14 protein-coding genes are annotated in these 18,428 nt (G+C 72.7%); 6 read left to right on the forward strand and 8 right to left on the reverse strand.

What is annotated here, in order from left to right; translation table 11 throughout:
• Nucleotides 1–18 precede the first annotated feature (18 nt).
• From VFC33_13880 to VFC33_13895, 4 genes are all read left to right on the forward strand, one after another.
• Nucleotides 19–1,032, forward strand: a complete 1,014-nt coding sequence (locus VFC33_13880; GenBank protein ID HZR14326.1) for a YihY/virulence factor BrkB family protein — start codon at nt 19–21, stop codon at nt 1,030–1,032.
• Nucleotides 1,033–1,044: 12 nt separating this feature from the next.
• Entirely contained in the window at nt 1,045–1,860 is an 816-nt protein-coding gene (locus VFC33_13885) for a hotdog domain-containing protein (protein ID HZR14327.1), read from the forward strand.
• A gap of 1 nt (nt 1,861) precedes the next feature.
• On the forward strand, nt 1,862–2,179 hold the full coding sequence (locus VFC33_13890; protein ID HZR14328.1) for a cupin: 318 nt from the start codon (nt 1,862–1,864) through the stop codon (nt 2,177–2,179).
• A gap of 139 nt (nt 2,180–2,318) precedes the next feature.
• Nucleotides 2,319–3,317 carry an oxidoreductase gene (locus VFC33_13895; GenBank protein ID HZR14329.1) on the forward strand — a complete coding sequence of 333 codons (999 nt, stop codon included), beginning with the start codon at nt 2,319–2,321 and terminating at the stop codon, nt 3,315–3,317.
• Nucleotides 3,318–3,363: 46 nt separating this feature from the next.
• On the opposite strand, the gene VFC33_13900 is transcribed toward VFC33_13895, so the two are convergent.
• Nucleotides 3,364–4,878: an alkaline phosphatase family protein gene (locus tag VFC33_13900; GenBank protein ID HZR14330.1), complete on the reverse strand. Its 1,515-nt coding sequence runs from the start codon at nt 4,876–4,878 to the stop codon at nt 3,364–3,366.
• An 88-nt stretch (nt 4,879–4,966) separates the two neighbouring features.
• Here VFC33_13900 and VFC33_13905 point away from each other — a divergent pair, with 88 nt between their 5' ends.
• Nucleotides 4,967–5,440 carry a hypothetical protein gene (locus VFC33_13905; GenBank protein ID HZR14331.1) on the forward strand — a complete coding sequence of 158 codons (474 nt, stop codon included), beginning with the start codon at nt 4,967–4,969 and terminating at the stop codon, nt 5,438–5,440.
• Nucleotides 5,441–5,449: 9 nt separating this feature from the next.
• On the opposite strand, the gene VFC33_13910 is transcribed toward VFC33_13905, so the two are convergent.
• Nucleotides 5,450–6,640, reverse strand: coding sequence for an arginine deiminase family protein (locus VFC33_13910; GenBank protein ID HZR14332.1), 1,191 nt, complete (start codon nt 6,638–6,640; stop codon nt 5,450–5,452).
• Between the two features lie 40 nt (nt 6,641–6,680).
• The gene (locus VFC33_13915; GenBank protein ID HZR14333.1) at nt 6,681–7,673 is read right to left on the reverse strand and encodes a cyclic nucleotide-binding domain-containing protein; all 993 of its coding nucleotides are present in this window, start codon (nt 7,671–7,673) and stop codon (nt 6,681–6,683) included.
• A gap of 60 nt (nt 7,674–7,733) precedes the next feature.
• Between VFC33_13915 and VFC33_13920 the strand changes: the two genes are divergently transcribed.
• Nucleotides 7,734–11,057, forward strand: a complete 3,324-nt coding sequence (locus VFC33_13920; protein ID HZR14334.1) for an AAA family ATPase — start codon at nt 7,734–7,736, stop codon at nt 11,055–11,057.
• A gap of 6 nt (nt 11,058–11,063) precedes the next feature.
• Here the strand turns inward: VFC33_13920 and VFC33_13925 are convergent, their stop codons facing one another.
• From VFC33_13925 to VFC33_13945, 5 genes are all read right to left on the reverse strand, one after another.
• A complete protein-coding gene (locus VFC33_13925) occupies nt 11,064–11,876 on the reverse strand; it encodes an alpha/beta hydrolase (GenBank protein ID HZR14335.1) in 813 nt (270 codons plus the stop codon).
• Nucleotides 11,877–11,902: 26 nt separating this feature from the next.
• Nucleotides 11,903–13,321: an FAD-dependent oxidoreductase gene (locus tag VFC33_13930; protein ID HZR14336.1), complete on the reverse strand. Its 1,419-nt coding sequence runs from the start codon at nt 13,319–13,321 to the stop codon at nt 11,903–11,905.
• Nucleotides 13,322–13,552: 231 nt separating this feature from the next.
• Nucleotides 13,553–15,733: an alpha-glucan family phosphorylase gene (gene glgP, locus VFC33_13935; protein ID HZR14337.1), complete on the reverse strand. Its 2,181-nt coding sequence runs from the start codon at nt 15,731–15,733 to the stop codon at nt 13,553–13,555.
• Between the two features lie 65 nt (nt 15,734–15,798).
• Nucleotides 15,799–16,821 (reverse strand): Gfo/Idh/MocA family oxidoreductase, encoded by a 1,023-nt coding sequence (locus VFC33_13940; protein HZR14338.1) that lies wholly within the window; start codon nt 16,819–16,821, stop codon nt 15,799–15,801.
• 84 nt (nt 16,822–16,905) lie between these two features.
• Nucleotides 16,906–18,348, reverse strand: coding sequence for a hypothetical protein (locus VFC33_13945; GenBank protein ID HZR14339.1), 1,443 nt, complete (start codon nt 18,346–18,348; stop codon nt 16,906–16,908).
• Nucleotides 18,349–18,428: the final 80 nt, after the last annotated feature.

Genomic DNA, 18,428 nt, shown 5'->3' on the forward strand with positions numbered 1-18,428 from the left:
TCTGGGTATCAGCCCCACATGAACGCGGCCGAGCGGGTCGTCCGGGCGATCGACGGGCTCCAGCAGCGCAGCGAACCGGTCGCGTTCGTCGTCGGCGTCGTGAAGAAGTTCGGTGACGACCGCGGGACGATGCTGTCCGCGTTGCTGACGTACTACGGGTTCATGGCGCTGTTCCCCATGCTGCTCCTCGCGACGACGATCCTCGGCTACGTCGGCAACCGGACGATCGAGAACAGCATCATCGGCCAGACGCTGCGCCAGTTCCCCGTGTACGGCGAGCAGATCGGTCGCGACGCGGCGCATCCGCTGACCGGCAACGTGTTCGGGCTCGTCTTCGGGCTCCTCGGCCTGCTGTACGGATCACTCGGGATCGCGCAGTCCGGTCAGCACGCGATGTCGCAGATCTGGAACGTGCCCGGCGTCTTGCGACCCGGCTTCATCCCGCGGCTGGGACGTTCCATGCTGCTCTATCTCACGATGGCTGCCGCCATGCTGCTGAGCGCGGCGGCGAGCGTCACCGTGACAATCGCGGGACGCGGGTTCGTCGTGCGGGTGCTGGCGCTGCTCGCCGCGCTCGTGATCAACGTGGTGCTGTACGTGGGCGTGTTCCGCGTGTTGACGCCGCGCGAGATCGCGCTCCGGGACCTCGTCGTCGGCGCGGTGCTCGGCGGGGTCGGCTACACGATCCTGCTGACCGTCGGAACCGCGCTCGTGCAGCACCAGCTCCGGCACGCGCAGGCCGTCTACGGCCAGTTCGGCTTCGTGCTCGGCCTGATCGGCTGGATCTATCTCGTCGCGCAGATCACGCTGTACGCGGCGGAGGTGAACGTCGTGCGCGAGCGACGGCTGTGGCCGCGCGGGATCGTGCAACCGCCGCTCACCGACGCGGACAAGCGCGTGCTGCACGACATCGCGCGCCAGGAGGAGCGACGGCCGGAGCAGCGCGTCGGCGTCGGCTTCGGGCCCGACGCACCCGCGGAGGCGGGCCGTGACGCGGACCACCCGGAGCCCCGGAAGGATCCCGACCACTAGATTCGGGCCCTCATGGCCGCCACGCCCGTCTCACACGAGTTCGAGGACGATCGCACTCCCGATCCGCGCGCGCGTGTCAGCTTCATCGCGGAGATGGGGTTCCACTGCTCGTTCCACGACGACGTCATCGTCGGGCACTCCGACGCACCCGCGAGCGCGCTGCTCGTGCCGGGGTCGGACGTCGTCCGCCCATCGGTCATGCTGACGCTCGCCGACATCCTCATCGGCTCGCTCGCGAACGAGGCGGTGTTGCCGCGCATCACGATGACGGCCGACCTCAACGTCCGCACGCTCCATCCGCTCGCCGCGGACAAGCCCTTCACCGGCGAGGCGCGCGTCCTCAAGTCCGGACGCACCACGACGCTCGGCGAGGCGACGTTCCGCTCCGACGGCGACGCCCAGCCGGCCGTGCTGTCGCACGGGACGTTCATCGCGTCGCCGCGCCCCCAGGACACCGGGTTCTCGCTCCGTTCACGGGGGCCGTTGCACGCGCCTCCGGGGACGATGACCGTGCCGTTCGCCCGGCGCGTCGGCTGCCGTCGTGTCGGCTCCGGCGCCGCGGAGATCGCGCGGCGCGACGACCTGCTGAACCCGGCCGACACGCTGCAAGGTGGGCTCGTCGCGCTCGTCGCCGAGGAGGCGGCGTGCGCGCTCCACGACGACGCGGTGCCAACCGCGCTCGACGTGCGCTACCTGTCCGCGATCCGCGTGGGTCCCGCGCGCGCGACGGCCGTCGATCTCGGCCCGGTGACGCGCGTCGAGGTGCGCGACGCGGGCGCCGACGCGCGGCTGGCCGCGGTCGCGGTCGTGCGGTTCCGGGAGGTCTGACATGGCGGAGCGCGTGCTCGGTGACGTCGCGACGAAGCTGCTGTTCGAGAACGACCGCGTGCGCGTGTGGGAGATGCGCCTCGCACCGGGCGAGTCGAGCGCGGTGCACCGTCACGACCTCGACTACCTGCTCGTCCAGATCGACGGCGACCGCATCGCGGGGATCCCCGAGCCCGACACCGGTGGCCGCTTCGACCAGCCGATCGAGGGCGAGGTGCACCCCGGGCTGACCGTGTTCATCGAGCGGGGCGGCATCGAGACCGCCAAGAACACGGGCACGACGCCGTACCACGAGATCCTGATCGAGTTGAAGGATTGAGCGAGCGAGCCTTCAGGCGAGCGGAAGCGTGGCCCCGGGAGCGGCGAGCGTGGGCGAGCCGGGTATCCCGGGCGAGCAGCGAGCGTGACCACGGGGATCACCCGGCGCCGAAGGCGCCAAGAGCGGAGGTGTCGTCGAGTTGAGCTTTCGTGCGTTCGTCGCCGAGCAGCGTGACGACGGATCCGTCGCGCGGGGCGTCCGCACTCTGGACGAGTCGCAGCTCCCCGCGGGCGACGTCACCGTGCGGGTCGAGTGGTCGAGCGTCAACTACAAGGACGCGCTCGCGACCATCCCGAAGGGCGGCGTCGCGCGAGTCTCGCCGCTGGTCCCGGGGGTCGACCTCGCCGGTGTCGTCACCGCGAGCGACGACGCCGGCATCACGCCCGGTACGCGCGTCGTCGTGCACGCGTACGACCTCGGCGTGTCGCACCACGGCGGGTTCGCCGAGCTGGCGCGCGCGCCGTCGGGCTGGGTCGTCCCCCTCCCCGACGGGCTGACGACCCACGACGCGATGGCCATCGGGACCGCGGGGTTCACGGCCGCGTTGAGCGTCGAGGCGCTCGAGCGCCACGGCCTCGCGCCCGGCGACGGGCCCGTGCTCGTGACGGGCGCGACGGGTGGTGTCGGGTCGACGGCCGTCGACATGCTCGCCGCACGCGGCTACGAGGTCGCGGGGAGCACGGGCAAGGCCGAGGAGCACGCGTACCTCCGCGGGCTCGGCGCGACGGAGATCCTCGACCGGTCCGAGACGAGCGCCGACACCGGCAAGGCGCTCGAGCGCGAGCGGTGGGCAGGCGCGGTCGACTGCGTCGGCGGCTCGACGCTCGCGTACGTGCTGCGCACGCTGCGCTACGGGACCGCGGTCGCCGCGAGCGGGAACACGGGCGGGCGCGAGCTGCACACGACGGTGTTCCCGTTCATCCTGCGCAACGTCGCGCTGCTCGGCATCGACTCCGTCAACACGCCGATCGACGTCCGGCGGCGCGTGTGGCAGCGCCTCGCGACCGACCTGCGCCCTCGACACCTCGACGACGCGATCGCGCACGAGGTCGACCTCGACGGCGTGGAGTCCGTGCTCGACGACATCCTCCACGGCCGCGTGCGCGGCCGCGCCGTCGTCCGCGTCGCGCCGCAGTAGCCCGACGTTTTCGGAAGCGTCAAGCACACGATGTGTGTCTGACGCTTCACAGAACGGCGCGGGAGCGGGCGCGGGCGTCGACGAGACCGTCCGGGCCGAGGAACAACCCGGTCAGCGTCCGGTCGTCGGTGCGCATCCGCCACGACAGCATCCGTTGCGCGTACGCGAGCACGCGTGACGTGTACGCGGGATCCGTGACGCGGTCGTGCAGCTCGTCCGGATCGCGTTCCAGGTCGTAGAACAGCGGCGGCAGCGCGGCGAAGTGGACGTACTTGGCGCGCCGGTCGCGGATCACCGTCAGACACGACTCGTCGAGATCGAGCCCGATCGACTCGCCGCGCGCGGCACCGACCGGATCGCGGAAGTCGAACGACCAGAACACCGCGTCGCGCCATCGTGACGGCGTGCCGCCGTGCAGCCACGGCAGCAGCGACCGCCCGTCGCACTGCACCGGTGTCTCGCCGCCGAGCCATTCCAGGATCGTCGGCATGACGTCGACGTTCTCGGTGAACGCGTCGACGACGCGCCCTCGTGTCCCGTCGGCCGCGGGCCGCGGGTCGCGCACGATCAGCGGGATCCGGTACGACTGGTCGAACCAGCCGAGCTTCTCGATCAGCCAGTGGTCCCCGAGCTGCTCGCCGTGGTCCGACGTGACGACGACGAGCGTGTCGTCCCACAGCGCCCGCGCGCGCAGCCCGTCGAAGAGGCGACCGAGCTGCGCGTCGACCTCGCTCTGCATCCCGAAGTAGGTCGCGCGCAGCTGGCGGAGCTCCCGCTCGTCGGACGGCGAGCGCACCTCTCGCATCGACAGCGCGCCGGCGAGGAACGGATGCTGCGCGGCTTCCTCCTCGACGGTCGGGTGCCGTACCGGGGCGGGGACGTCGTCGGGGTCGTACATCGCGTTGTAGGGCGCGGGGGCGACGAACGGCGGATGGGGCCGGATGTACGCGACGTGCACGAACCACGGCTCGGCGCCCGCGTCGTGGTCGAGCCAGCGCAGCAGCTCGCCGGTGAGGAACGCCGCCTCGGTGTGCTCCGCGGCGTAGACGGTCGGCGCGCCGGGCCCGTCGCCGGCGGGCCGGCACAGCTCCCGCCGATCCGAGGGCACGTCGTAGCCGAGACCGATCAGCCACTGGGCCCACGCCTCGAGGTGCTCGGGCAGCTCGACCACCGCCCGGAAGCCGGGGAGCACGCCCTCGTAGGTCGACAGGCGCGGGTCGCCGGGCGGCACGGTGCGCGGGTCGACGCTCGTGTCCGTGTAGCCGAACAACGCGGGGTCGTAACCGAGCGCCCGCGCCTCGAGCGCGAGGTTCGTGAAGCGCGCGTCGAGCGGGGTCCCGTTGAGCACCGACCGGTGGTTGTGCGCGTACATCCCGGTGAACAACGACGCGCGGCTCGGCCCGCACGGCGCCGCCTGCGCGAAGTGCTCGCGGAACAGCACCCCTTCGGACGCGAGCCGGTCGAGGTTCGGGGTGCGCACGACCGGATGCCCCAGGGCGGACAGGCAGTCCCCACGCCACTGGTCGACGGTGACGAGCAGGACGTTGCGAGCGGGCGGCATCGGCCCACGCTACGTGGGACGGGTATCGTGCGCGACCGGTAGCCCGGGCAGGGCTCCGTTCATCTGGAACACCATCGCGCAGGACGACATGTACCTGCGCGTCGACGGTCGCCCGGTGATCTTCGTCTACGACGACTCGACGACCACCCCGCAGGGGTGCGACATGGCCCAGCGTTGGGTCGACGCGCGCAACGCCGCGCCCGGCAACTTCTATCTCGACCTCAAGGTGTTCCCGTCCTACACGACGTGCACCGCGCAACCCGACGACTGGCACCAGTACGCGCCGGCCAACGCGACCGACGAACAGGGCACGCACGCCTACACGATCTCGCCCGGGTTCTGGAAGTACGGCGAGACGCCGCCGCGGCTCACGCGCGACCCGACCCGCTGGGCGCACGACGTCGCGCAGATGCGCGCGTGGAACGCGGACTTCGAGCTCGTGACCACGTTCGACGAGTGGGGCGAGGGCACCGCGGTCGAGTCGGCGTCCGAGTGGGCGTCGGCGAGCGGTCGGGAGACGTACCTCGACGCGCTGCACGCCTCGCTGTTCGAGAACCAGTAGCCGGCGCGGTCAGCGGGCGGGCTCGCGCCACAGGACCTGTGTCGCGCAGTGCGGTCCGCCGTACCCGCTGGTGAGCTCGTCGACGTCGACGGTCTCGACGCGGACGTCCCGGGCACGGAGGCGATCGACGAACGCCGGCCCCGCCTGGGCGGGCACGAGGTAGTCGCGGGGCCCGGCGAGGAGCCCGTTGGCGGCGAACTGCTCCTGCTCGTCCTTCGTGAACGTGACGACGTCCATCCCGTGCTCGGCCAGGTACGCGAGCAGCGTGGTCGTCCGCGTACGTCGGTACCGCCGTCCCGCGCGGGTCTCGTCGGGCACCCACACGTCGACCTCGGGCTCCGCGTCTCCCGTCCGGTCCTCGCAGATGCCCGCGAGATCGGTGTCGTAGAGCGCGAGGTAGGTATCGAGGTGCATCTCGTCCATGCCGCCACGCGGGTCGCGCACCACGCCGACCTCGACGTCGCCGTAGGCCCCGGCGTCGAGGAGCTGCCCGACGCCGTCCTCGTTCGTGAGGAACCCCTGACCCTGCAGGCAGAACCGCCCGGCGGGCAGGAAGTCGCCGCCCTCCACCCGTCCCGGCGCGGCGACGCGCAGCAACGGTGTGATCCCGAGTTGGGCGAGCACGAGCTCCGCGACGTCGTTCTCGGGGCGTCGCACCGCGAGATCGAAGCGACCGACGACGACGCCGGCTGCCGTCGTGATCATCGGGTCACGCATGAAGTACGAGTTCCCGGCCGGCCTCACCTCGAAGTCGGCGGAGAACCGCGAGGTCGCGTCACGCGCGTCGGCGTTCGTGCGCACGTGCACGGCGGGCCTGAGCATGACGAGGTCGGCGAGCGCGCCGGGTCCGAGCGCGTCGATCGTCCGCTCGTGCAGGCGGTCGAGTGCCTCGCGATCGGCCGGTGACACGCTCTCGTCGGCCACGTAGACGAGCGCACGTCCCGCCGCGTCACGGAGACGCGCCCGGTCTCCGGCCGCAAGCACCTCGCGCACGTCGACCACCGTGATGGCGCGGGACTCCAGCGTCGACCGCAGCGCGGCGTGCTGGGCGCGGGCACGCGCCGGGTCGAACGGGCGCAGGAAGTTGAACGCGTCGGTGTTGAGCGTCGCGAACAGCGTCTCGACGGCAGGCGCGCAGACGAGAACGAGCCGCGCGCGGTCCCACTCGGCGCGCTGGGACGCGCGCACGCTCTCGGGCATCGCCGCGACGCTACGCGACGCGGAAGGTACGCCAGCGCGCTCAGGCGTCCTCGGCGCGATGGCCGGCGCTGAGCTCCGTCAACGCGGCCGCGTCGAGGTCGTCAGGCGACGCGACCGCGACCTTGCACGGCGTGCGCGCCCGCGCCGTCGCGGTACGCACACCGTGCTCGAGCGCGGCGCGCTCGCCAATGACCGCGCCGGGGCCGACCTCGCCCAACGGCTCGCCGTCGATCTCGATCGTCACGACGCCGTCGAGCACGAGGAACAGGTCGCGCCCCCGCTGACCCTGTCGCACGAGCTCCCTGCCCTCCGTGTACCGCTTGATGCGCGGCTTCGCGCCCGCCCGCATGATCCGCAGCGACAGGTCGCGTTCGAGAGCCGTCTCGACCGCGGTCACGAGCGCCGGGGAGTCCTCCTTGCCCCACGGCGAGTGCCGGCCGAACGCCTGCCGGTACCACGACTTGAAGTCGATGAGCCCCGTCTTCTCGACGAGCTTGCCGGCGTCGTCGTAGATCCAGTGACGCGGGAACGGACTCGCGCCCTCCAGCGCGTGCTCGACCCGGCCGTCCGTGTGCAGTATGAGCGACAACGTGGTCCAGGCCGTCGGCGCCTGGATCTTCACGAGTGGCGCACCGCGTACGCGTCGCGGCGCGGGCGCGCCCGTCCGGCCACCCGCGGTCTGGACGAACCGCGCCGAGCCGGGACGGATCTCCGGCTCCGCGCGAAGGTCGGGGAACGGCGTCGCGCGCAGCGTCAGCTCCCCGGGCCCCACGCGAAGGGTCGTGCTCCCGATGCGACCACCGCCCGAGTAGCCCGCGTCGACGATCTCGCCGTCGACGACGTCGATCCAGGCCCGCAGCTCGTTCGCGAACCGGAAGCGATCCGCGGCCTGCAACGCGCCGAGATCGTCGATCACGTCGGGAGGCGGGTCGTCGTAATGCGCTACTCCCATCGCGAACGGCGCCTTGGTCATGCCCGCGACCGCTTCGGACGGGATCCACGAAACCGACGTGACGACAGACTCGATCCGCATGACCGTCTCCCACCCGACGCGCCCACGCGCCCAGCGACGCACGAACAATAGGCTTCGTTCGTGGCGAGCACGACCGGCTCGGGGCGGGGGACGCGCACGGTCCTCATCACCGACATGGTGGGCTCCACCGCGCTGCGGACACACCTGGGCGACAACGACGCCGACCGGCTGCGCGACGAGCACGAGCGGCTCCTGCGCGACACCGTGTCGCGCCACGGCGGAGCGGTGGTGAAGAGCACGGGTGACGGCGTCATGGCCGTCTTCGACGGTGCGACCGACGGCATCGAGTGCGCGGTTGGGATCCAGCATGCCGTCGCGGCGCAGGCGCGCCGGACGGGGCTGCCGGTGGAGATCCGCATCGGCGTCGCGGCCGGCGACGTGACGTGGGACGACGACGACTACCACGGGACACCCGTCGTCGAGGCCGCGCGGCTGGAACCGAAGGCGCGGCCGGGAACGGTCCTCGTGTCGGAGCTCGTCCGTCTCCTCGCGGGAACGCGCACCGACGTCGAGCTCACCGCGGTCGGACCGTTCGAGCTGAAGGGACTGCCCGGCCCGGTGACCGCGTACGAGATCGTCGTCGACACCGACGCGGACGGTGAGCGCGTCCCGCTCCCCGACGCCTTGCCGGCGAGCGACGGGACCGCGTTCGTCGGACGCGACGACGAGCTCGCCGCGCTCGTCGCGAGCTGGGAGCGCGTGCGTGCACGCGACCACGAGATCGTGCTCGTCACGGGCGACGCGGGGATCGGCAAGACGCGGCTCGCGGCCGAGCTCGCACGGCGCGCGCTCGCCGAGGACGCGGTCGTCCTCTACGGGCACTGCGACGAGGACCTCGACGTCCCCTACCAGCCGTTCTTCGAGGCGTTGCGACACTTCGTGGAGCACACACCGAGCGCGTTCCTGGCCGACGAGCTCGGCCCGGGCGCGGGCGAGCTCGTCCCGCTCGTGCCCGACATCGCGTCGCACCTCCCGGGTGCAGCGCCGGCGCCGAGCACCGACGCCGGCACCGCCCGGTTCCGGCTGTTCGAAGCGGTGAGCGGATGGCTCCGCGCGACATCCTCACGCCGGCCCGTCGTGCTCGTCGTCGACGACCTGCAGTGGGCGTCGAAGGGCACGATCCTGCTCCTCCGTCATCTCGCGCGCGCGAGCGAGCCGATGCGCCTGCTCGTCCTCGCGACCTGGCGCGACACCGACGTCCCGACGGGCGAGCCGCTCCCGGAAGCGCCCGTCGAGTTCCTCGCCGAGACGTCGCGGACGGGGCGGGTCACGCGGGTCCGGTTGGCGGGCCTCGGCGTCGACGACGTGTCGTCCCTCGTCGACGACCTCGTCGGCGCGCCCGCGTCGGCTCGAGCGGCTCCAGGCCGCGCCGCCCTGGCAGAGGCACTGCACGGCACGACCGAGGGCAACCCGCTGTTCGTCCACGAGCTCGTACGCGACCTGCTGGACGTGGGCGCGGGTTCGGTCGACACCGCCGACGCGCGCGCCGTCGAGCGCTTCGGGGTACCGGAGACCGTACGTGACGTCGTCCTGCGGCGCGTCGCGCGACTGGACGAACGGGTCATACGCGTGCTCGCCGCGGCAGCGGTCGCGGGGCGCGCGTTCGAGATCGGCGTGCTCGAGGACGCGCTCGACGCGCGCGGCGACGACGTCATCGACGCGCTCGAGATCTCCGTCGCCGCCGGCCTCGTGCGTGAGCACCGCGACACGGTCGGGCAGTTCGAGTTCTCGAGCGGCCTGGTGCGCGACGTCCTATACGAGCAGTCGGGTCCGACGCGACGCGCGCGTCTCCACGAGCGGATCGCGGACGCGCTCGAACGTCGTCACGGTGATGACGACGCGTGGGCCGCCGAGATCGCCTCGCACCTCGTCGCGACCGCGCGTCCCGGCGACGCGGCCCGAGCGGTCGGCCGTCTGCTCGTCGCGGGCCGGTTCGCGCTCCGCTCCCTCGCGTACGAGCAGGCGGTGACGCACCTCGAGCTCGCGCTCTCGGTCCTCGACCGCACGGACTCCCTGCCGCGCGCTGACCGTCTCGACGTCCTCCTCGCGGTCGGGGACGCGCGCTTCCGCGTCCTCGACTTCGCGGGCTCGAAGAAGGCGCTGCAAGAGGTGGCCGACGAAGCTCGCGTCGACGGCGACGCGGACCGCCTCGCCCGAGCCGCGCTCGCGCTCGTCCGTCAGGCCCAACCGTCGGCCCGCGAGCACGCACTCGGCACGCTCGTCGACGAGGCACTCGCGGCGCTTCCAGACGACGACAGCGCGCTGCGCGCGCAGCTCCTCGCGACACGCGCCGCGCATTCGTTTCTCGACACGTCCGAGGGTGCGCGTCCCGAGATGGCCGCCGAAGCGGTCGCGATGGCCGAGCGCGTCGGCGATCCCGGCGAGCTCGCGTTCGTGCTCGCGGCGTGCGTCCTGGCGACGTTCGGTCCCGCGTTGCTGCCGCAGCGGACGCGCTACATCGAGATGCAGCTCGAGGCGAGCGCACGCTCCGGTCACGTCGAGGCGTCGTGCGAGGCGCACGGATGGCGGGCGACCGCGCGCATCGAGGCGGCGGAGCGCGCCGGCGTCGACGACGACGTCGCCGCCATGACCCGCGAGGCGGAGGCGCTCGGGCAGCCGTGGTACGTCGCGATGGCGCAGCTGCGTGCCGCGATGGTGGCGCAGCTCTCGGGCGACTACGAGCGCGCCGAGGAGCTCGCGAACGCGTCGCTGAGCGCGTCGACACCGGACCAGCTCGCCGTGATGGCGGCGTACGCGGGTGTGCTGTGGACCGTGCGACGCGACCAGGGCCGGCTCGCCGAGGTCGAGCCCGCGCTGGCGGCGTTCGCGGCCCAGACGCCCGACGTCGCCGCGTGGCAGGCCGCGCTCGCCGTGACGGCGGCCGAGGTCGGGCGACGCGACGACGCGGCCATGACCCTCCGTGCGCTCGCGGAGCGCGACCTGTCCACCGTGCCGATGGACTGGTTCTGGCTCGCGACCATGACGTTCGCGGGCGAGGTCGCGTGGACGGTCGGCGACGCGGACGTGGCTCGCACGGTCTCGTCGCTGCTCGCGCCCTTCGCGCGGCGCGGTGCGCCGATCGCGATCGGTGTCGGGTACGTGGGAACGACGTCGCGCGCGCTCGGCCTGTGTCACCAGCTGCTCGGCGACCTGGACGCCGCCGCGGGACATCTCCAGGACGCGATCGCGGTCGAGCGGTCGCTGCGTGCGCCCGCATACGAGGCCCGTGCGCAGCTCGCGCTCGCGCGCGTGCTCGTCGAGCGAGGAGCGGACGGCGACCGGGCGCGCGCCGGTGATCTCCTCGCGGCGGCCGGCGCGACCGCCGAGCGCCTCGCTCTCGTGACCGTCGCCGCGGACGTGGAATCCGCGCGGGCGAGCGCCTGACGTCGCCTACGCGGGCAGGAAGTCCAGCAGGAGCTCGTTGACACGCTCCGGCCGCTCGAGCTGCATCCAGTGCCCGGCACCGTCGACGCGCTCGTACCGCCACGGACCCGTGACGTACTTGGCGGAGTCGGTCATCTGCGACTCGAGCAGCGCGATGTCACCGTCGCTCCAGACCCCCATCGTCGGCGCCGCGACGGGAGGGAGCTCGAGAGGCGGGCCGACGTACGACTCGGGCGGGATGTTCGCGCGGTACCAGTTGAGCCCGGGCGTGAGCGAGCCGTCGCGCTCGAGGTCCCCGATGACGGCATCGGCCTCGGGGTAGCGCGACCACTCGCGGAAGTTCGCCCAGCCGTCGGCCGTCAGCCACTGCTCGGCGATGTCGCGGAACTGGAACAGCAGCATGTACCACGACTTCTCGCGCTGGCGGAGACCGGCCTCGCGGAACGCGATCGGGTTGCCGACCGACATCGCGACGAGGTGATCGACACGGTCGGGCGCGAACGCACTGACCGCCCACGCCAGCGCGGCACCCCAGTCGTGACCGACGACGTGGGCGCGCTCGACGCCGGCGTCGTTGAGCACCGCGAGCGCATCGGCCGCGAGGTACGGCAACGCGTACATCTCGACGTCGGCCGGCTTGTCGGAGCGGCCGTACCCGCGCAGGTCGGGGACGATGACGCGGAACCCTGCGCCCACGAGCGCGGGGACCTGGTGGCGCCACAGCTTGGCCGTGTCGGGGAAGCCGTGCAGGAGGAGCACCGGCCGCCCGTCCCCCGCCACGTCGTACTCGATCCCCACACCGTTGACGTCGACGCGCATCTCCGCCCTCTCCTCGGTCGCTTCGTTCAGGCCGCGATCGCCGCGAGCAACCGGGCACGGTCGGGACCTGCGGGCGGCAGGTCGCGCCAACCCGCGCCGAGCTCGATCGCCTTGTCCAGCACACCGGGCTGCGCGACCACGTCGTCCGGCAGCATCGTGACACCCGCGATCGACAGGAACGCGCGCAGGACGTCGGGGTCCTGTCCCGCCGCCGCTTCGAGCGCGTGCGTGATCTCCCATTCGGGGTCGCCGGGCTCGTAGGGCACGCCCTGCGCTTCCGCCTCCATCTCGGCGAGCCGGTTGCGATCGAACCGCAGCGTGGCGCGATACCAGGGCTCGACCGTCTCCTGCGTCTTCGCGTGCCAAGCGCGCGCGAGCTGGAGCGGGTCGTCGACCGGTTGGTCGCGCAGGACGTCGCGCAGCGCGAGCCCGTGCATGATCCCGATGCTGATCCCGCGACCGAGCGACGGGTTGGTGCACGCCCATGAGTCCGCCACCGCGACGACACCGGTCGCGACGGGCCTGCCGTCGACGAACAGCTCGCGGTGGCGGTCCTCGAGCTTCGCCATCACCGCGACCGTGTCGTCGAGCGGCTCGCCGTCGGCCCAGTGCGCGACGCGAGGGAACTCCTTCAACGCCGCGGACCACGTGTCCACGTCGCGCAGTGCCCGCATCGGCGCGTCGCGCGCGCTCGTGATGAAGCCGACGCCCCATGTGCCGTTGTCGGCGGGGAGCGTGAGGATGGACACCGATTCGTAGTGCTGGAGCAGCCCGCCGAGCGCGGGCGGGATCGAGCGGTCGGCCGAACGGAAGTGACGGCCGTAGTAGACGAACCCGGAGTCCTCGACCTCCTCCTCGACCGGGCGCGCGCCGACCGCGGCGAGCCACGACGGCAGCGGCGAGCGCCGACCCGTCATGTCCACGACGAGATCGGCACCGATCACCTCGCCGGTGCTCGTGCGCACGCCGGTGACGTGCGGGACGCCGTCGGCGGTCGGCGCGCCGGTCTCGAGACCGGCGACCGCGACGCCGCGTCGGATCGTCAGCCCCGCGGTCTCGGCCGCGACCGACGCGACGGCCGCCTCCATGACCGGGCGCCGACCGGTGACCGAGGTGAAGCGGTCGTCTCCGTCGCGCTCGCCGCCGTTGAGCTCCCGCGGCGCGAGCAGCACCGGGTTGTACCGGAGCGCGCCGAGACGCTCGGCCGCGTCGACGACCTCGGGGAGCTCGTCGTCCACGATCATCCGGAACCGGGGCAGGAAGTAGTGCAGCAGACGGAACTGGTTCACGCCCCGCCGCGCCCACGACGTCCAGGCGTCCTCGGCGGCGTCGGGTGGCGGTCCGTCGTCCCGCTCGAAAACGGTCACGTCGTTCCCGTCACGCGCGAGCAGCGTCGCGGTCGACATCCCGACGATCCCTGCGCCCACCACCACGATCCGTGCCATCGAGTACCCCCGCCTACGAGGGACGCGGACGACAGTCGCGCCCGCGTCACCGGATGGAGTTCGCTCCCGCCGCACCGGTCGGATCACCGCGCCGCCCGAACGCTACGCCCGGACCTTCGTGACGTCGACGGTGACTGCGTTCACAACGGCCGGACCGCCAGGCCGACGACCTGCTCGCCGGGATGGCCACCGATCCTGCGTGCCGCGTGGCGGAGCGAGCGGTACGGCCGGTCAGCCGAGCGCGAGCGAGGGGACGCCGTAGACGACGCGCTCGTAGTCGCCGAGCATCCGCGTCGCGCAGAATCGCGGGCCGATCGTGCGCAGCGATGCCTTGACGCGTCGCAGCCAGTCGTGCGGGATGTCGTCGCCGTCCCGTCGCGCGAACAACGGGACGATTTCGTCTTCGAGGATGTCGAGCAGCGACGTGGCGTCGCGCAGGTCCCGTGTCGCGTCGTCGTCCGTGGCACGGTCGGCGCGGTCGGCGGACCGGCCACCGTCGACCGCCCATCCGTTCCCGCCGTCGTAGGCCTCGGCCCACCACCCGTCGAGGATGCTGACGTTGAGGCCGCCGTTCAACGCGGCCTTCATGCCGCTCGTGCCGCTGGCCTCGAAGGGCGGTCGGGGGACGTTCAGCCAGACGTCGCACCCGGCGACGAGCGGCGCCGCGATCGCCATGCCGTAGTCCTCGAGGAACGCGACACGGCCCGAGATCCCGGCTTCGCCCTTCAGCGCGAACAGCGACTCCGCGACGCGTTTCGCGTCCTCGTCGAGCGGGTGCGCCTTCCCGGCGAGCACGAATTGCAGACGCTCGCGCACGAGCGTGACCGCCCGTGCGGGGTCGAGCGAGAGGAGGTGCAGCCGCTTGTACGTCGCGAGCCGTCGCGCGAAGCCGACAGTGAGCCGTGACGGCTCGAACGTCGACGCCGCCGCCGCGACGTAGTCGAGTGGTTCGCCGCGCGCGAGGCGGTCACGCGTGCTGCGCTCGCGGACGCAGTCGACGAGCCGCGCGCGCAGCTCGTCGCGCACGGCCCACAGCTCGGCGTCGGGGATGCCGTCGACGCCGGCCCACGTGGCCGGCTCGTCCGGGTGGTCGAGCCAGTCGCGGCCGAGGTGGCGCGCCAGCAAGGACTGCATCGCGGGCGCCATCCAGGTCGGGAGGTGCACGCCGTTCGTCACGTGACCGATCGGGACGTCGTCGAGCGCTCGACCGGGGAACATCGGTTGCCACATCGCGCGCGCGACACCGCCGTGCACCGCGCTGACACCGTTCGTCGAACGGCTCGTACGGATCGCGAGGGGCGTCATGCCGGGCGGCTCGTCGGCATCGTCGGGATCGATGCGCGCGAGACGGAGCAGCCCGTCGTGACCGACACCGAGGTCGTCGACGAGGTCGCCGAGCACGGCCATGAGCTCGGTCTCGGCGTAGGTCTCGTTGCCGGCCGGGACCGGAGTGTGCGTCGTGAAGACGACGCGCGAGCGCGCGACTGCGAGCGCGTCGTCGAACGAGCGGCCGTCGCCGGTCAGCTCGTGCGCGAGCTCGAGCGTCGCGAGCGCCGGGTGACCCTCGTTCAGGTGGACGACCTCCGGTTCGATCCGGAGCGCGCGCAGCGCCCGCATGCCACCCACTCCGAGCAGCGCGTACTGCGCGAGCCGGATCTCACGGTTCCCTTCGTACAGGCGCCCGGTGATGAAGCGGGCCAACGGCGAGTTGCGCGCGTCGTCGGCGTCCAGCAGGTACAGCGGGACGCGGCCGACGTCGGTGCGCCAGACGCGCGCGACGACGTTCTCGCCCCGGATCGGCACGGTCACGGTGACCGGCTCACCGTCGTCGCCGGTGACGAGCACGGTGGGCAGCTGCTCCGGGTCGACGTCCGTCCAGTACTCGTGCTGCTTGCCCCGGGGGTCGAGCCGCTGGTGGAAGTAGCCGTGCCGGTAGAGCAGCCCGACGCCGACCATCGGGAGGCCGCGGTCCGACGCCTCCTTCAAGATGTCGCCGGCGAGGACGCCGAGCCCGCCCGAGTAGATCGGTAGCGACGCGTGCACGCCGAACTCCGCGCAGAAGAACGCGATCGGTCGCGCGACGTCGCCGGTGGCGTACGGGCCTTCACGGCTCACCGCGTTCGCGAGCGCGCGCACCCGCGCCTGCATCCCGGGCGTCGCGGCCACCGCAGCCAGCGTCGTACCGGGCGTCTCGCGCAGCAGCCGGACCGGGTTCTGGTTCACGCGCGCGAAGCGCTCGGCGTCGACGGCCGCGAACGTCTCTGCACCGTCGCGTGTCCACGACCACCGGTAGTCGAACGCGACGCCGGCAAGGTCGCGCAGCTCGTCGGGAAGCCGTGACGCCAATGCCGCGACCGCGGCGGCGACGTCGCGGTCGCCGGCATACGGCGCGCGCGGGGAGCCGTCGGCCATGCGGCTCACAGTACCGGCCGCCGCGCGCCGGTCCGTTCACGCGCGCGCTACGCGAGCGTGAACGCTCAGGTCCCTCGGCGACGCAGCCCCGCCGCGTCGTACACGGCGTCGACGACACGCATGTTCGCGACCGAGTCGACCGGCGGGGTCAGGTTGCGCGCACGGTCACCGCGCACGGCGTCACGGAACGCTTCCAGCTGGTACGAGTAGGTTGGTGTCCGGCTGCCTGCGACGCGCTCCCGGCGACGGCCGCCGCCCGCGCCGCGCGTCCACACGGTCAGCCGGTGGTAGAGGTGCGGTCCAGTGGGGTTGAACAGCCGCAGCTCGCCGTCGTCACCGCCGACCGTGACGCCGATCCGCAGCAACGTGCTCGACCACAGCGCGCACGTCATCTTGCCCTCCGCACCGCTCGGCAACGTGAACGTCGCCTGCATCCACCGGTCGACGTCCGGCGACGCGAGCCGGGCGCGCGCGAGCTTCACCGACGGCTCCTCGCCCGACGCCGTGCGCAGCATGTGGATCGCGTAGCAGCCGACGTCCATGACGGAGCCGCCGGCGAGGTCGTAGCGGTAGCGGATGTCGCGCGGGAGGGGCAGCGGGATGCACATGGCGGTCTCGACGCGGCGAACCGTCCCGAGCACGCCGCTGTTCACGATGTCGACCATCCGCTGCGCGACCGGGTGGTACCGGTAGTGGAACGCCTCCATCACGACCAGATCGGGGTGCGCGTCGGCGAGCGCTCGTACATCCTCGGCCTCGTCGGCGTTCGCGGTGAAGGGCTTCTCGCACAGCACGTGCTTGCCGGCCTCGAGCGCGCGCTTCGTCCACTTGGCGTGGAGGCCGTTGGGCAGCGGTACGTAGACGGCGTCGACGTCGGGAGCGGCGACCAGCGCGTCGTACGTGTCGAGCACGCGGTCGACGCCGTGCTTCTTCGCGAACGCGTGGGCGCGCTCGCGGTCTCGCGCCGCGACCGCCGTCACGTGCACGCCGTCGACGGCGCGCGCAGGCTTCACGACCGCCGCGGGCGCGATGCGCGCGGCTCCGAGGATCCCGATCCGCAGGTCGTCCGTCGATGACTCGGGTGACATGCACGCGGACACTACGACGCGCGCGACACGCCGCCCCGGTGCGAACCGGGGCGGCGTGCGTCGCGCGTGGCGGAACGGACGACGTCAGTTGGCGACCGTCACGCCCCGGGCGATGTCCCAACCGGTCCAGTACGGCGCGTTGCCCGGCGGGGCCGGAACCGCGGTGCCCGAGCCGACGTCGAAGCCGTGCAGACCACCCCATCCGTCGAGCACGAAGCCGCCCGAGCCGTCGGTGATCACGGCCGCGCCCCGGGTGATCGCCCAGTTGGGCCAGTACGGGCCGAGCACGGACGGTGCCGGTGCCGCGTGGCCATTGATCCCGAACGGGTGCAGGCCACCCCAGGCGTCGAGCACGTATCCGCCGGTGCCGTCGGGCAGGATCGCCACGCCCCGGGCGACGTCCCAGCCGGTCCACGACGGGCCGCCCGTCGCGAAGGGCAGGGCGTTCCCGCCGGTCGCGAACGGGTGCAGGCCGCCCCAGCCGTCGACGACGAACCCACCGGTGCCGTCGGGCAGCATGGCGACGCCGCGCGCGATGTCCCACCCGGTCCAGTACCCGGTCGTGTGGAACGTCGGCACCGTGCCACCGTTCACCCGGAAGCCGTGCAGGCCGCCCCACCCGTCGAGGACCGCGCCCCAGCCGTTCGCGGTGCTCGCGGTGACACCGCGTGCGATGTCCCAGCCGACCCAGTACGGGCCACCCGTCGCCGTCGGCGCGGTCGTGCCCTCGGAGAAGGCGTGGAGACCGCCCCATCCGTCGACGACCCAGCCGGCCGCGCTCACGGCGCGCGACGGCGGCGGGGGCGGCGGGGGAGGTGTCGTGGGCGTGATCCACGGCGACCAGTCGACGCCGAGGTCGGGTGCGTAGTCACTCGCGTACGCGCCGCTGGTGCCGTACGGGTCGAGGTCCACCATCATGAACGCGTCGACCTTGATCGGGCCCGTCCCGCCGAGGCACGCGGCGGGGAAGCTGATCGTGTAGCCGCCCGACGCCGAGAAGCTCCCGTGCACCTGGCCCGGACACAGCTGGGTGTTGAGGTCGGACGTCATGAGGTCGGCGCCGTAGGCCGTGAGGAACGCGTCGAAGTCGTCGACGCCGTCACCAGTCACGTCGATGCCCCACTCCGTCCCGGTGACCCCCGCCCACGTCGACGGGTCGGTCATCGCGAGCGTCTTCAACGACAGCGTGATCGTGTTCGTGTTGTAGTAGACGGCCCACGGACCGATGTCCGCCCGCGGGTCGCTGTCGGGCCATGTGTCACCGTACGGGTCGGCGGCCTGGTACGACCCGACCGCGTCCGCATGTAGCCGTGTGGACGTCGCGCCGACCGACCCACCTTCACCGCCGCGCGCGTCCGCCATGTGCTGCGCGAGCTCGTGCACCCGCGCCGTCTGCGATGCCACGTCCGGCGGGGGCGGCGCGTCCGCGGCATGCGCGGACGCGGCCCCCGGGAGCGCGGCGACCATCACGGCCGTGAGCGACGCCGCCGCCACGGCCGACGAGATCCGCCGGACCTTCCGCGCCACTGATGTGCCCTTTCCGTGCGCGCTCGCGGCCGTCACGGCCGGTCCCCAGGGGCGGGAACGGCGCACCCGTCAGGATGCGC

Source organism: Acidimicrobiia bacterium (assembly GCA_035651955.1).
GTDB lineage: Bacteria > Actinomycetota > Acidimicrobiia > IMCC26256 > JAMXLJ01 > JAMXLJ01.